At 58.4% G+C, this 14,400-nt stretch carries 15 protein-coding genes and 1 tRNA gene; 5 read left to right on the forward strand and 11 right to left on the reverse strand.

The window, feature by feature from the left end; all coding sequences use genetic code 11:
- The first annotated feature begins 23 nt into the window (after nt 1–23).
- Complete coding sequence (locus tag GBCGDNIH1_RS15875) at nt 24–545, forward strand: hypothetical protein (protein WP_043452721.1); 522 nt, start codon at nt 24–26, stop codon at nt 543–545.
- 1 nt (nt 546) lies between these two features.
- Here the strand turns inward: GBCGDNIH1_RS15875 and truA are convergent, their stop codons facing one another.
- Genes truA through def form a run of 3 tightly spaced genes read right to left on the reverse strand, consistent with a single transcriptional unit; the run spans nt 547 to nt 2,824 of the window.
- The gene (gene truA / locus GBCGDNIH1_RS15880; protein WP_011631397.1) at nt 547–1,359 is read right to left on the reverse strand and encodes a tRNA pseudouridine(38-40) synthase TruA; all 813 of its coding nucleotides are present in this window, start codon (nt 1,357–1,359) and stop codon (nt 547–549) included.
- Nucleotides 1,346–2,278: a methionyl-tRNA formyltransferase gene (fmt, locus tag GBCGDNIH1_RS15885; protein WP_011631398.1), complete on the reverse strand. Its 933-nt coding sequence runs from the start codon at nt 2,276–2,278 to the stop codon at nt 1,346–1,348. The genes truA and fmt overlap by 14 nt, the downstream gene beginning before the upstream one ends.
- A gap of 9 nt (nt 2,279–2,287) precedes the next feature.
- Nucleotides 2,288–2,824 carry a peptide deformylase gene (gene def, locus GBCGDNIH1_RS15890; RefSeq protein WP_043453650.1) on the reverse strand — a complete coding sequence of 179 codons (537 nt, stop codon included), beginning with the start codon at nt 2,822–2,824 and terminating at the stop codon, nt 2,288–2,290.
- A 168-nt stretch (nt 2,825–2,992) separates the two neighbouring features.
- Between def and GBCGDNIH1_RS15895 the strand changes: the two genes are divergently transcribed.
- Entirely contained in the window at nt 2,993–3,448 is a 456-nt protein-coding gene (locus GBCGDNIH1_RS15895) for an Hsp20 family protein (RefSeq protein ID WP_025319800.1), read from the forward strand.
- 138 nt (nt 3,449–3,586) lie between these two features.
- Nucleotides 3,587–3,862, forward strand: a complete 276-nt coding sequence (locus GBCGDNIH1_RS15900) for a DUF1150 family protein (protein WP_011631401.1) — start codon at nt 3,587–3,589, stop codon at nt 3,860–3,862.
- A gap of 169 nt (nt 3,863–4,031) precedes the next feature.
- Here GBCGDNIH1_RS15900 and hpf read toward each other — a convergent pair whose 3' ends face one another.
- The 8 genes from hpf to GBCGDNIH1_RS15940 form a co-directional block, all read right to left on the reverse strand.
- A complete protein-coding gene (gene hpf, locus GBCGDNIH1_RS15905) occupies nt 4,032–4,640 on the reverse strand; it encodes a ribosome hibernation-promoting factor, HPF/YfiA family (RefSeq protein WP_025318326.1) in 609 nt (202 codons plus the stop codon).
- Between the two features lie 121 nt (nt 4,641–4,761).
- A complete protein-coding gene (locus tag GBCGDNIH1_RS15910; protein WP_043452723.1) occupies nt 4,762–6,339 on the reverse strand; it encodes an RNA polymerase factor sigma-54 in 1,578 nt (525 codons plus the stop codon).
- A 149-nt stretch (nt 6,340–6,488) separates the two neighbouring features.
- On the reverse strand, nt 6,489–7,331 hold the full coding sequence (gene lptB, locus GBCGDNIH1_RS15915; protein WP_011631404.1) for an LPS export ABC transporter ATP-binding protein: 843 nt from the start codon (nt 7,329–7,331) through the stop codon (nt 6,489–6,491).
- Nucleotides 7,328–8,317 (reverse strand): LptA/OstA family protein, encoded by a 990-nt coding sequence (locus tag GBCGDNIH1_RS15920; protein ID WP_011631405.1) that lies wholly within the window; start codon nt 8,315–8,317, stop codon nt 7,328–7,330. The genes lptB and GBCGDNIH1_RS15920 overlap by 4 nt, the downstream gene beginning before the upstream one ends.
- Nucleotides 8,314–9,021: an LPS export ABC transporter periplasmic protein LptC gene (gene lptC / locus GBCGDNIH1_RS15925; RefSeq protein WP_011631406.1), complete on the reverse strand. Its 708-nt coding sequence runs from the start codon at nt 9,019–9,021 to the stop codon at nt 8,314–8,316. Before lptC ends, GBCGDNIH1_RS15920 begins: the two co-directional genes overlap by 4 nt.
- Nucleotides 9,021–10,079 carry a KpsF/GutQ family sugar-phosphate isomerase gene (locus GBCGDNIH1_RS15930; protein WP_011631407.1) on the reverse strand — a complete coding sequence of 353 codons (1,059 nt, stop codon included), beginning with the start codon at nt 10,077–10,079 and terminating at the stop codon, nt 9,021–9,023. Before GBCGDNIH1_RS15930 ends, lptC begins: the two co-directional genes overlap by 1 nt.
- A gap of 346 nt (nt 10,080–10,425) precedes the next feature.
- Nucleotides 10,426–11,061, reverse strand: a complete 636-nt coding sequence (locus GBCGDNIH1_RS15935; RefSeq protein ID WP_038512120.1) for a ribonuclease D — start codon at nt 11,059–11,061, stop codon at nt 10,426–10,428.
- 216 nt (nt 11,062–11,277) lie between these two features.
- Nucleotides 11,278–11,364 (reverse strand) — tRNA-Leu (locus tag GBCGDNIH1_RS15940).
- 266 nt (nt 11,365–11,630) lie between these two features.
- Between GBCGDNIH1_RS15940 and GBCGDNIH1_RS15950 the strand changes: the two genes are divergently transcribed.
- Nucleotides 11,631–12,632: a complex I NDUFA9 subunit family protein gene (locus GBCGDNIH1_RS15950; RefSeq protein WP_011631409.1), complete on the forward strand. Its 1,002-nt coding sequence runs from the start codon at nt 11,631–11,633 to the stop codon at nt 12,630–12,632.
- 271 nt (nt 12,633–12,903) lie between these two features.
- Entirely contained in the window at nt 12,904–14,385 is a 1,482-nt protein-coding gene (locus GBCGDNIH1_RS15955; protein WP_050748401.1) for an NAD(P)-dependent oxidoreductase, read from the forward strand.
- Nucleotides 14,386–14,400: the final 15 nt, after the last annotated feature.

Consider the following 14,400-nt stretch of genomic DNA (forward strand, 5'->3'; position numbering starts at 1 on the left):
TTCCCGCCCGGATAGCATGCGACATGGCAGTAGGGCATGCTCCTGACAAGATTACCGGTCCGGTCCGTCGGGCGGAACTGTTGGTCAGTTTTGCGGTGTTACCGCTTTGTCTGATCATTGGTGGATTGCTCAGACTGTATGATCTGAGGTCAGGAGCCGTCACGCTTCCGCCGGGCATTTCGACAGGGCATATGCTGGCGGTGCATGCGCTGCTGCTGACGCTGGCGTGGCTGGGTTATCTGGCCCTGTCCTACGAACTGGCAGGCGTGGCGGAGCGGCGGGCACAATGGCCGCGTTTCGTTATGGTCATCAACTGGGTGTTTCTGATCCAGTATGTCATGACAGCCATCAGCTATGTGCCGCAGCTTCTGCACGGTCCGTCTTTGCTCATACAGTTGGCTCAGCTCTGCTTCAGTGGCTGGGCGCTTTGGATTGAATGGTTCGCGACCCGCAATACTCTGGCCCTGTCAGGACTGGCCGCCGCCGGGCTTGTGGCGCTGGATACGATGCTGTCTCTCGGCCTTGTGGCTATGGCGCCCGGCTGATTTACAGAAACGGATCCTGTTCATAAATCACTCCGGTCAGGGCCAGCCCGTCCGGTGGTGCGGTTGGTCCGGCTTTGGCGCGGTCGCGGGCGGCGAGCGCGGCGGCAACATGCTCTGCTGTCCAGCGTCCATCGCCGACCAGTTTCAGCGTTCCCACCATGTTGCGTACCTGATGATGCAGAAAGCTGCGGGCTTCTGCGATGATTGTGATGAGATCACCATCCCGGCGCACATCCAGCCGGTCGAGAGTGCGCAGCGGACTTTTGGCCTGACAGGCTGCGGCACGGAACGAGGTGAAATCGTGACGCCCCAGCAGATGCTTGGCTGCTCCATCCATGGTATCGGCATCCAACGGCTGGGCCACATGCCAGACGCGCCCTTCCATCAGGGCAGGCCGCGCACGACGGTTGAGAATCAAATAACGATAGGACCGGCCAATCGCTGAAAAACGGGCATTCCAGCCGTCCGGTGCGTAAGCAGCCTCCAGAATCGCCACCGGATAAGGCTTCATGTGGAAGTTCAGAGCTTCCCGCACGCGCTCAGGGTGGAAGGCGGTGGGAAGGTCGATCTGTGCAACCTGAGCCTGCGCATGCACCCCCGCATCGGTGCGGCCCGCCACAATACTGGAAACGGCCTCCCCCCGCGCCAGTCTGGCAGCGGCCTGTTCCAGCACCCATTGCACGGAAACAGCCCGCCCCTGAGCCGTTGCGCTGTCATCCGTACCCTGTCGCTGCCAGCCGATAAAGGGGGTGCCGTCATACTCGATCCGCAGCGCGTAACGGGTCCAGCCGGGTTGGGGGTCAGGAAAACCCATGCTCATCCAGCCTGGTGCCTGCCGGCAGCTTATGGCCCCGCAGGAACGCGGCGGCATCCAGTGCCGGGCGGCCCGGTTTCTGCACCTTGTCCAGGCAAAGTGCACCATCCCCACAAGCAATCAACAGGGTGTCATCTCCGATGCCGATCACGGTGCCGGGTATACCGGATGCCTCTGTTACTGCATGGGCCGCGAGAATCTTGAGGCTGCCACTGAATGTTCCCGGCCAAGGATTGAGCGCCCGCACGCGCCTTGCCAGCAGGGCGGCAGGCTGGGACCAGTCCAGCAAGCCATCAGCGCGGCTCAGCTTGGGGGCATAGCAGGCAAGAGCGTCATCCTGATTCTCGCCGTCCGGCTGGGTCTCCAGCACATGCAGGATTGCTTCGGCTCCCGCTGTTGCAAGGGCATCATGCAGCTCTGGCGTGGTTGTGGTTTCAGTGATCGGTACGGCACGCTTCAGCAGCATCGGGCCGGTATCGAGACCTTCTTCCATGCGCATGATGGTAACGCCGCTTTCGGTGTCGCCCGCGAGAATAGCGTTCTGTATCGGGGAAGCGCCACGCCAGCGGGGCAGCAGGCTGGCATGAATGTTCAGGCAGCCGCGCTGCGGCGTATCCAGCATCACCCGCGGCAGGATTAAACCATAGGCTGCTACCACGGCAGCGTCGAGGTTCAGCGCCCGGAAAGCCTCATGCTCATCAGCTGCGTTTTTCAGCAGGGCCGGGTGGCGGACTTCCAGCCCGAGCGCCTCCGCCGCGCGATGAACCGGGCAGGGGGTCAAACGGTGGCCCCGCCCTGCCGGACGGGGGGGCTGGGTATAGACGGCGGCAATATGGTGTCCGGCCTGATGCAGGGCATGCAATGCGGGGACCGAGAAATCCGGACTGCCCATAAAGGCGAGGGTCAGGCGTTCCGCCATGGCGCCGGCTCAGCCCCCGCTGTTCTGGCGCTGCTCCTTGGCAAGGCGGCGCATTAGCATGTTGCGTTTCAGGGTGGAGAGATGATCCACGAACAGGATGCCGTCCAGATGGTCGATTTCATGCTGGATGCAGGTGGCGAGGAGGTCGTCAGCCTCCATTTCTCGTCTGCTGCCATCCAGATCCTCATAGCGCAGCTTGATCCGCGCCGGGCGGGTGACATCCGCATACTGGTTGGGCAGGGACAGGCATCCTTCTTCACGGGTGGCCATTTCCTCGCTGCGGGCAATGATGTCCGGATTAATCAGCACCAGGGGTGCTTTCTGATCATCCGGGGACACATCCACCACTGCCAGCCGTAACAGACTATCAATCTGCGGTGCTGCAAGGCCGATGCCGGGAGCTTTGTACATCGTCGCGAACATGCGTGGCACCAGATCACGTATGAGCGAGGCGTCTCCGGCCGTGACGGGACGGGCGCGTGTTTTCAGCGTCTTGTGCGGGGCAATAAGGATGGGCAGCAGCTCTGCCGTGCGGGTCTCTGACATGAAGATGATGTAGCGATGCCATGCCCCTCTCGGCAAGCTTGGTCCTGCTGGTAAGCCTTGGAAAAAAGTTGCCTCTTGCAAGACGGCCTCATCCTGCCGACATACTATCAGCGGGCAGTGCCGCAATGGGCTGCTTTTAATGCTTCGCTCACTTCAGAGGAGGCCGGTGTGTCAACCCGACTGTTTACTTCCCCCATGTTTCTGGGGTTCGATCATCTGGAACAAATGCTGGAACGTGCGTCCAAAAACACGTCAGACGGCTATCCACCTTATAATATCGAGCAGTTCAGCCAGTCAGAACTCCGCATCACTCTTGCAGTGGCCGGGTTCAGCATGGACGAGTTGCAGATTACCCAGGAAGATAATCAGCTTGTTATTCGCGGACGTCAGGCTGATGACAGTCAGGGCCGGGTTTTTCTTCATCGCGGCATCGCGGCCAGACAGTTCCAGCGTGCCTTCGTCCTCGCCGAGGGAATTGAGATTAAAGGCGCGTGGATGGATAACGGGTTGCTGCATATTGACATTGCGAGACCTCAGCCGGAGACAAAAATCCGCACCATTCCTATCCGTAGTCCCAGTGCACCCGTCGCCCCTATTGTCGAGCGTATTTCGAACGGACAATAAAGGTGATCCGGAATGATCTTGAAAACCAGCTATTTTATTCACTGTACAGTTGGTTGAAAAATGATTCCGTGCAAAATGTCTTTAAATCGGATTGACTGATCTGTCTGCTGTGTTGGCAGAATATTCAGGAGCATTCAAATGGCTCATCCCAGTTTTCGTCCCAGCCGCGATATTCCGGCAGATTCCATGATGTCGGACGCCACTGGCATGTTCGATATTCGCCGTATTTCACCCAAGGAATTCGCCATGCTTGGCGTTTCCCAGGTTGCCTATATCAAGCCTGTTATTGTCGATGGAAATTCTCTCTTTGCGATCCATGCGGCGGATGGAACCGCCATGGCACTGGCAGATGAATGCGCGGCCGCTGTTGAAGCCATTCAGGATCACGATATGGTGCCGGCTTACATTCATTGACCATACTCCATCGGATTGATTTGCAATCCGATTTCAAAAAAAAGGGCGCTCCTGCAAGGGCGCCCTTTTTCACGCATGCACATGGTGCTGTGGATTTGATCTGGTGCGTTGATGAAAAAAGCCCCGCGCCAGACGCGGGGCATCTTCATGAGTGTAGGAAATAATATCTTCAGCCCAGGCTGCTGCCCGACTGCGTATCAATCCAGCCGACATGCCCATCCGTACGTCGGTAGACAACGTTGAGAGTACCAGTGGCGCTGTTACGGAACATCATAACCGGCTGATCCGCAAGGTCCATATGCATTACGGCATCCCGTACCGAAAGGATATTGATGTCGGTGGGGGCCTCAGCCACCACTGTGGCGTAGGTTTCTGAAAGAGCGTCATCATGCTTGGCCAGAGCTTCTGGAACAGTGCTCTCGTCTTCCTCGCGCAGAATATATTCACGCGCCAGCTCGGGTTTTTTGCGATGAGTCATATCCCGCGCATGTGCGTTCATACGGCGGCGATAACGGCGCAGGCGTTTGGCAATATGTTCGGCGGCATCATCGAAAGCACCATTTGCGTCAGCGGCTTCGCCTTCGCCACGCAGGATCAAGCCTCGTCCTGCATGCAGATTGATATCACAGATGAAAAAACTGCGCAGGCGACTGAAGGTGACCTGAGCCTCCAGTGCCTGATCGAAGTATTTTCGGCTGATGGTATCGAGCTGACTGGCAACGCGCTCCTGCAGGGCGTCGGATAGATCGATCTGCTTGCCGGAAACCGTAATATGCATGTTTCTAACCTCGATCAGCCAGTGTCTCCAGTTCCGTCTCCGGAATTGGCGAGCTCTGGCCAATGGGCTGGCGAAACCGTGGTCGGTTGTGTTCCGCCTCAAGAAATAGCAATCAACCCAATCAGGCCAGTATCGCTTTCTCCCTTTTGCGCTGCACCGAACTGGGGATGCGCAGCGCTTCCCGGTATTTGGCCACTGTTCTGCGGGCGATGTCTATACCCTCCTGTTTCAAATGTGTGACCAGGGCGTCATCGGAGAGAACATCGCTGGCCGGCTCCTGATCGATCAGCGTTCTGATCCGGTGGCGAATGGCTTCCGCACTGAAATTCTCCCCGTCTGCGCCGCTGATGGCGGTGGTAAAGAAATATTTCAATTCCAGTGTTCCACGAGGGGTGGCGATGTATTTATTCGCGGTGACACGGCTGATGGTGCTTTCATGCATGTCCACCGCCTCTGCAATATCGCGCAGGATCAGGGGCTTGAGATGACTGACGCCATGGCGGAAAAAAGCTTGCTGCTGTCGGACGATCTCCGCCGATACGCGCAGAATGGTCTGCGACCTTTGTTGCAGAGATTTCACCAGCCAGTGAGCCGTATTTAATTTTTCCTTGATAAAGGAGCGATCATCCCGGCTCATCGACCGGCGTGCGAATCTGGTAAGGCCGCCCATATTCACCAGCACGCGGGGCATGGTTTCCGGATTCAGCTCAATCAGCCATTCGCCGGCAATCGCCACATCAAGCAGCAGCGGGGAGGAGAGCGGATCGTCATCTTCGTTGTGGGCAGTGGCAGGGCGGCGGGACATTAGCACGTCCGGGATGATGGTCTGTGGCAGATCGGAGTCGAAACCAGCACCCGGTTTGGGGTTACAACGCTTGATATCGTCGATCATGCCTGCCAGATCTTCCGCATCTACCCCGCACAGGCTCATCAATCGCCTGTGATTCCGCTGGGCCAGCAGATCGAGATGCTCCAGCAGAATGGCCATGGCAGGGTCATAGCGGTTGAAGGCCTGCAATTGTGTTGTCAGACATTCTTTCAGATCCAGACAGAACAGTCCCGGCGGATCGAAATAGCGCATCGCCGTGCGAATGTTTTCCAGATGAGGCAGTGGGCAGTTCAGGGCCTTGGCAATCGCGGCAGGGGGCATGGTCAGTCGGCCCGCCGCATCAAGCTGGGCTATCAGATGGGCACCGATCAGACGGTCCTGTGGGCTTGCAAAACACAGGCGTAGTTGTTCGGCCAGTTGCTCCCTCAGGCTTGGCCGGTATTCAAGCCGCTGGCTGATGACGTCGAACGGGCTATTATCGAAAGAATTCGCGTGGTTGCCGGTTGGCTGGCTGGAAAGAAAAGACGCGGTTTCTCCCGGTTCATCGTAGAGGGAGCCGGGATCGACATCCAAGGGGCCGGCCTCTGATATCATGTGGTCTGAACTGGCGGCGTCGGCACTATCGAGAAAATCCGGTTCCGGTCCGGTCTGATCAGGGGCTGGTCGTTCCTGTATCAGTTCCGTGCTTTCATCGCGCTCCAGCAAGGGATTGCGCTCCAGCTCCTCCTCGATAAAAGCGGCTACTTCCATATTGTTGAACTGGAGCAGCTTGATGGCTTGACGCAGCTGGGGCGTCATCACCAGCGATTGGGACTGGCGAAGGTCAAGCCGAGGGCCGATGCCCGTACCGTAAGCTGAGCCAAGCGCCATGCGGCGAATGCCTTTTCCCGAACAGAACGATATCAAAATATCGCAAGATTGTCCGGGTTGCCAAGGAGATGGCCTGAGATTTGCATTGGAGGCGGCGAAAATGTCACCGTGCCAAAAAGGATCTGTTCCGGGGTGAAGGCGTGATCAGATCAGAGAGAGAAACTTTCACCCAGATAGACGCGGCGGACGCCTTCATGCTGCACCACCTCATGGGGGGCGCCTTCCATCAGCAACTGTCCCCCATGCAGGATATAGGCGCGATCAATGACTTCCAAAGTTTCACGCACATTGTGGTCCGTGATCAACACGCCAATGCCGCGTTGCTTCAGATGACCGACCAGGTCACGGATTTCACCCACTGCGATGGGATCAATGCCTGCAAGCGGCTCATCCAGCAGGATATAGCCGGGCTGGGTCGCCAGGGCACGGGCAATTTCCAGTCGGCGTCGTTCTCCGCCCGACAGGGCGAGGGCGGGGGTACGGCGCAGATGGCCGATGCCGAACTCGGACAGCAACTCCGCGAGCATGTGCTCCCGTGTCGTGCGGTTGCTTTCGACGACCTCCAGAGCGGCCATGATATTCTGCTCAACATTCAGCCCACGAAAGATACTGGCTTCCTGCGGAAGATAGCCGATACCCAGACGGGCACGGCGATACATGGGCAGGCCGGTAATATCACTGCCGTCAAGCTGGATTGAGCCGGTATCAGGTCGCACCAGGCCGACAATCATATAAAAGGTGGTCGTTTTGCCGGCCCCATTCGGTCCCAGCAGCCCCACAGCCTCGCCGCGCTGGACGAAGACCGAGACGTTCCGCACGACAGGGCGTTTCTTATAGGTCTTGCCAACGCCGATGGCTGCAAGGCCATGCGTGATTTTAGCTGGATCGATCCGGGGTTTGTATCCGCTCCCCTGCGCCCCGTGATCATGTCCGGAGGCGGAAGTAGGTTCTGCGGCAAGGCTGGAGGCGGAAGGTTGCTCGTTCATACTCATCGCGTCTTGTCTTTTTTTGGCGCTGCTGAGGATGCGGGCTTTTCACTGCCCGTTTCGCTGGGGACGATCATGCCTTGCACGCGGCTGTCCCGGGCGGAGAGCAGGGTTGAAATGCCCGTCTTCAAATTCACATCCGCAGCAGCTCCATTGACCTGATTCTGGCCGCGGGTAATGCGCACATGGCCGATCAGACGGGCAATGCCGGTATCTGGCACATAGACACCGCGATCGCCATAAGCTGTCTCCGTAGGGGTGCGGATCTCGACATTGCCGTAGGCCTCGGCGCGCTGGAGCTTGCCGGCTGCGGAAGCGGGATCGGTGCTTTTTTGCGCATCCGGGGCTGCCGGTTTTGGCTGTGAGGCCGTTTTCGCATCCGGGGATTGCTCTGTGCTGTAGCCTACCAGGGTATCAGCCTTGATGCGTTTACCATCGTTGGTTGTCAGCACGGCGTCGCCGCGCGCAACGGACATGCGCTTTTGCGCCCAATATTCCAGACTATCGCGGGCAGTCAGCACATCCTGCGGCGTCGTGAGTTTCAGCTTCTTCCCGGTCAACAGCAGAATGGCCTGGTCCATGTCGTAGATCGCACGATCGCCCCATGCCTGATCAGTGTCGGTGTAGATGTGAACATTGCCAACCGCTTCAAGCCGATAGATCTCGTTGGCACCGCTCTCATCAGCCGCATTGGCAGAGGCTTTGGCGGGCGTAGGGGTCGCAGGCTTCTGATCGGGAGTTTCTTTTTTTCTGTAATGGGCGATCAGCGTGTCGGCGCGGACCGTCACATTGTCACGGATTGCCACGGCATTGCCGCGGGCTACCACTTCCTTTTCCTGTTGCCTCCAGTCGATTCCGTCCTGCGCCGTGACCTGCACCGGCCCGCCATGAGACAGGTCAAGACTCTGGGCCAAGGCGATGACGGGGGCCAAGGCAATGCAGGGCAGGCCGATTGCCAGCGCGGTGGTCAGAAGAGCCGCACGAATGGTCATGGGGCTGTTTTCGCCTGCGTTGTGCCGGATGATCTGGCCGCATTCAGTACCATGCGGGAAGGGCCATGAAACTGCATGATATTGCCCCGATCCAGTAAGGTGAAGCCATGGCTGGCATCAAGTGTGCCGAACGGCCCTTCGACGCTGACCTTGTCGCTGGAGGAAACGGCGCCATGATGCATGTTGAGGGAGGCAGTCTGGGATGTCATGACTGTCCCGTCATCCCGGTACAACGTGACGTCACCGGTCATGTCCAGCATACCCAGATGTTGCAGATAAACGCCTTTTTTCGACTGCACCATCAGCCAGTTGCCGTTCTGCAATGTGGCGTCTGCCTTTGGCTGGGCCAGATTGATCCGCTCCTGATCAACCTGTTCGGCTGCATGAGCGGTCACGGTATAGGGGCGGTTCTGCTCATCCACGCCGCGATAGGTGGCGCCGGTGAGCCGCGTTCCGCTGGAAGCGGTGGCCGTAAGGCGTCGATAGGTGACGCGGGCGGCATCAACTTCCCGGTCTATTTCCGGCCAGATTGCCAGCATCGTCAACAGCAGGGCGGCCGTTGCTGGGAGAAGATATTTGACAGCCATGACCATGCGGTGGCGTTGCGCAATCCTTCGGGGGGAAGGCACCTTGGCCCTTTTGAGCGGAGCGGTCTGGGTGAGGCGAGGTTTGTCCTGCATAGTAAGGGGTTGGCTGGTATTCATTAAGCCACTCCTGCGCGTAACAGGTCATGAATATGAACGACCCCGATCGGGGTATGTGTTTCGTCGACGACGAATAAAGTATTGATTGGCCGTGCCGTCTGGCCGCTGTTTTGGAGGCCTTTTCCGGCCGGGCCGGTCATGGTGTGCAGGGCCTCGGCGGCCAGAACGGAGGGGGCAATGGTGCGCGGATCGCGGGTCATGATGTCTGCCACCGGTCGTTGCCAAAGATCGGGGGCCATATGCCGGCGCAGATCGCCGTCGGTGACGATGCCGATCAGCCTGCCTTCCTTATCTACCACCCCAACGCACCCCAGACTTTTACTGCTGATCAGCAGAACCGCTTCATCCATCCGCATGTCGGGAAGGACGAGTGGCATGTCATCCCCGCTGCGCATGATATCGCCTACGGTTCGTAATTGCGCCCCCAGACGGCCACCGGGATGAAAGGCGCCGAAATCCCGGGCGGTGAAGCCACGCCGCTTGAGCAGCGCCACGGCCAGCGCATCCCCGAGCGCCATTTGCAAGGTGGTGGAAGTCGTGGGAGCAAGGCCCATCGGGCATGCCTCTGCCACCGGGGGAAGCAGCAACACAATATCGGCGGCTCGCGCCAGGGCACTGCCGGAGCGACCGGTCACGCCGATCAGGGGAAGGCCGAAACGGCGTGTATGGGCCACCAGATCAGCCAGTTCCGATGTCTCGCCGGAATTGGACAGGGCCAGTACGATATCACCATTCACAATCATGCCGAGATCCCCATGAGAGGCCTCGGCCGGATGCACGAACAGGGCAGGGGTGCCGGTGGAGGACAGGGTGGCGGCCATTTTTCGCCCCACATGCCCGGACTTGCCGATTCCGCTGACCACGACCCGTCCTGTGCTGGCAGCGATCATCTCCACTGCGTGCAAAAACTGCTCGTCCAGCGCGTCTGCCAGAACCTTCAGCGCGTCTGCCTCTGTCAGCAGCACTTCGCGTGCCACGGCAAGCCTGGCTTTATCTGTGTCGGAAAAAGCAGGTTTTGAAGCAGACTCGACGGTCATGGTGACCGTTTGCGCAGTCATGACAAGGCGATCCTCATATCAGAATCATGTTCATGCCACGGTGGCATGGCACCAGCACGGCAGCAGTGGAATGACCGATCGGTCATCTTATGCTCGGAAACCCGAATGGTGGCAAACATAAGTAAAAGTCCAGAGATTGGCGAAACAGATTATGTGACATATCGTCACGAGACCGGGGATTCACAGAGACTGACCAACAGCCATACCGCAGTTGCTTTGATCCAGGGGGCGTCGGGCTACAATCCACAATAGGCCATTCAGACATTTCATGAAAATCGGATCATAGTTTGTCAGAAATACGGCGGCCTTGCCTCTGCTATGATCCTGTTATCTATCCCTGTTTCATTCAGTGTGAAAAAATATCCGGCTCATCATAACCCAGATAGTCCAGCCGTGCTCTGGCAGGCAGAAAGGCAAAACATGCTTCAGCCAGAGCAAGCCTGTCCTCCCGGATCAGTAATCCTTCCAGCCGGTTCCATAGTGCATGCAGATACAGAACATCGGAGGCGGCATAGGCCATCTGCTCTGGCGTCAGTTCAGGTGCGCCCCAATCGGAGCTCTGCTGCTGCTTGCTGATCTCTACCCCCAGAAGATCGCGGCACAGATCTTTCAGGCCATGGCGATCTGTAAAGGTACGGACCAGCTTGGCGGCGATCTTGGTACATTTGACGTTGGACATCGCGATGCCCAGTGCGTTCTGCAAAATGCCGACATCGAACCGTGCGTAATGCATCAGCTTTACGCAGCCAGGATTGCTGAGCAACCGTTTGAGATTGGGGCAATCGGCGCCTTTGCCGCCCAATCGCTCCGGCACAATCTGCACAAGGTGTGCATGACCATCTCCGGCGGAAATCTGGATCAGGCACAGCCGGTCCCGGTGATGATTCAGCCCCATCGTTTCAGTATCAATGGCGATAATGGGGCCGATATCCAATGAAGGGGGAAGGTCGTGCCGATGGAGATGAATGGTTTTATCGGCCATGAACTGTGTGATCACCGGGCTGAGACTTACGAAAGATGAAAGATGGGGGATAAAATCCAAGCATGCTGCATTGGGGTTATCCTGCCAGACAGATAAGAATAAGCGAACTGAAAAGACGGCAACGGAAAACGTTGCATCGGGCAAACTGTCATGTCAGTGTATGGAGACAACGCCGGTGATTTAATCACGACTGCCTCCCTCATAACCGAGGGAAGATGGTGCCCAGGAGAAGACTCGAACTTCCACGACCTTGCGGCCACAGGTACCTGAAACCTGCGCGTCTACCAATTCCGCCACCTGGGCATCGGGGCGTTGTGTGGAGCGGCATTTAGCGTTCGCAGCATGGGGCGTCAATGACCGCCGGACAGGTTTTTTAAAAAAACGTGACAGACCTCATCTCGTGATATCTGTCAGTCATGGAAAAACCCTCGTCCTGAAGCGTTAGGCGCGTTGCGAAACGCTGAAAAATCACGAACCCTGCTCCGCCAGACAGCCACAGGTCGCCCCTGTCGTGGTTCCGGTGCGTGTTACGGGATGGGAGGCGCACGCTCATCAGGGAGAATTCAGTCATGACCACCACGGAATCGGTGCCGGTCACGCAATCCACTATGGCGGGCCGGATCGCCACGGTTTTCGGAGGTTCCGGATTTCTGGGGCAGTCGCTGATCCGGCTGCTGGCGCGGGAGGGGTATCAGGTAAGGGTTCCGGTGCGTGATCCTGAGCAGGTTCTGAAGCTGAAGAGCGCAGGGAGTGTCGGGCAGATCGTGCCGTTGGGTGTGTCGCTGGGAAGCCGGGATGCAGAGGCGGGCATTGCCCGGGCAGTGCAGGGGGCATCACTGGTCGTCAACCTGGTGGGGCTGCTGGCGGAAGCGCGGAAAGGAGATTTTCAGCGCGTCCATGTACAGGCGGCCGGGTTGATTGCATCCCTGTCTGCCCAGGCAGGCGTTTTGTCCTTTATGCATATATCGGCTCTGGGGGCTGATCCCGCCAGCCCCTCCGCCTATGGACGCAGCAAGGCAGAGGGTGAAGAGGCTGTGCGCTCTGCTGTGCCACAGGCCGCCATTCTGCGCCCGTCCGTTGTTTTCGGGGCCGAGGATCATTTTTTCAACCGCTTTGCCGCTATGGCGGTGAGCTTGCCGGTTGTGCCGGTGATCTATGGCAACAGTCGGATGCAGCCCGTCTATGTAGAAGATGTAGCCCGGGCGATTCTGGCGGCTGCCACGCAGGCGGCTGGAAATGTCATCGAACTGGGCGGGCCAGAGGTCCTGACGATGCGTGATATTCAGCACCGTATCCTGACCATGATTGGTCGGAAAAAGCCGTTGATCGATATTCCCGACAAGGTAGCGATGGCATTGGCGATGATCGCGGAGAAAATGCCGGGCCGTCCGCTGACCACCGATCAACTTGCCATGCTCGGGTCCGGCAGTGTCGTATCGCCGCAGGCCTTGACGCTGGAGACGTTGGGGATTGTGCCGACCCCGATTGATCTTGTGGTGCCCCACTATCTCTCCCGCTTTCGGGCAGGCGGGCTGGTAGCGCCGCGGGTGAGAAAAACGACCACACCCTGAATAGGCCCGAAATGGCCCTTTTATAGGATAGGCCCTGGAATTTTTTTTGATTAAAATCAAATATCCAAATTATTTGGTCATATCTATTGACCTATGACTGAAAAATAGGCTCGTCAAATGATGCAGCCTTGTTTATAAGCAGCTTTCCCGGGTCGAATACCCCTTTCGGCCGGGATAGTCGCGCTTGCGCGTCCGGCTCCACACCGCCCATGCAAAGGCTGTGCCGTTTCCATCCCCATGGTCGGCCTGCCGCCCCTTGAGGAGATTGCTTATGGCTGAACGCATGCTCCAGTTCGTCCGTCGTGCGCAGGCCTATCCCGACAAACGCGCGGCAGAGCAGCGTGTGGAGGATTTCGACGAGATCTATGCCGATTTCCAGCCTGAACAGGCGGCGGCGCAGGCATCGCGGTGCAGCCAGTGCGGGGTTCCGTTCTGCTCAATCCATTGCCCGCTTTCCAACAACATTCCCGACTGGCTGAAACTCACCGCTGAAGGCCGGCTGGAAGAAGCTTACGAAGTCAGCAGCGCCACCAACAACTTCCCTGAGATTTGCGGTCGTATCTGCCCGCAGGATCGCCTGTGTGAAGGCAATTGCGTGATTGAGAAGGATTTCAACTCGGTCACTATCGGCTCGGTTGAACGCTACATCACGGACACGGCATGGGAAAAAGGGTGGGTGAAGCCGCCCCGTCCGTCTCATGAGCTTGAACAGTCAGTGGCGATCATCGGTGCCGGCCCGGCTGGTCTGGCCGCGGCGGAGCAACTGCGCCGGCTGGGTTATCAGGTGCATGTCTATGATCGCTATGACCGTGTTGGCGGTCTGCTGATCTACGGCATCCCCGGCTTCAAGCTGGAAAAGGACATCGTGCTGCGTCGCTGGAAGCTGCTGGAAGACGCTGGTGTCGTGTTCCATTGCGGCGTGGAGATCGGCAACGGTGCCGGTGCGGTCTCCATGGCCTCGTTGCAGGAAAAGCATGATGCGGTTCTGGTGGCGACAGGTGTGTATAAGTCCCGCGAACTGGGTGGCCCCGGCTCCGGCCTGCCGGGGATCGTGCCCGCTCTGACTTTCCTTACCGCTTCCAACCGCGTTGGCCTTGGGGACAAGGTGGAGGATTTCGACAACGGTGTTCTGAATGCGGCTGGCAAGGATGTCGTTGTCATCGGCGGCGGTGATACGGCGATGGATTGCGTCCGCACCTCCATCCGGCAGGGTGCGAAATCGGTAAAATGTCTGTACCGCCGCGATAAAGCCAACATGCCGGGTTCGATGCGGGAAGTGAAAAACGCGGAAGAGGAGGGCGTCGAATTCGTGTGGCTCTCCGCACCGGAAGCATTCCTCGGTGAGGATCGGGTCCATGGTGTCCGGGCCGTGCGGATGCATCTCGGTCTGCCGGATGCGTCCGGCCGCCAGTCGGTGGAGCCGTTGGAGGGCAGTCATTACACCATCCCGGCCGATCTGGTGATCAAGGCACTCGGCTTCGATCCGGAAGATATGCCGGTGATGTTCGGCACGCCGGAGCTGGGGGTAACCCGCTGGGGCACGCTGAAGGTGGATCCCAAAACCTTCATGACCAGTTTGCCGGGTGTCTTTGCGGCCGGTGATATTGTGCGTGGTGCGAGTCTTGTCGTCTGGGCGGTGCGCGATGGCCGTGATGCAGCGGCGGAGATGCACCGTTTCCTGCAGGGCAAGGCACCCGCCACCCTGAAAGAGCATGAGAGCGAGCCGCAGGGCGTCCCGGCGGCGGCGGAATGAGGCGGCGTATGAACA

It is taken from the genome of Granulibacter bethesdensis CGDNIH1 (assembly GCF_000014285.2).
GTDB lineage: Bacteria > Pseudomonadota > Alphaproteobacteria > Acetobacterales > Acetobacteraceae > Granulibacter > Granulibacter bethesdensis.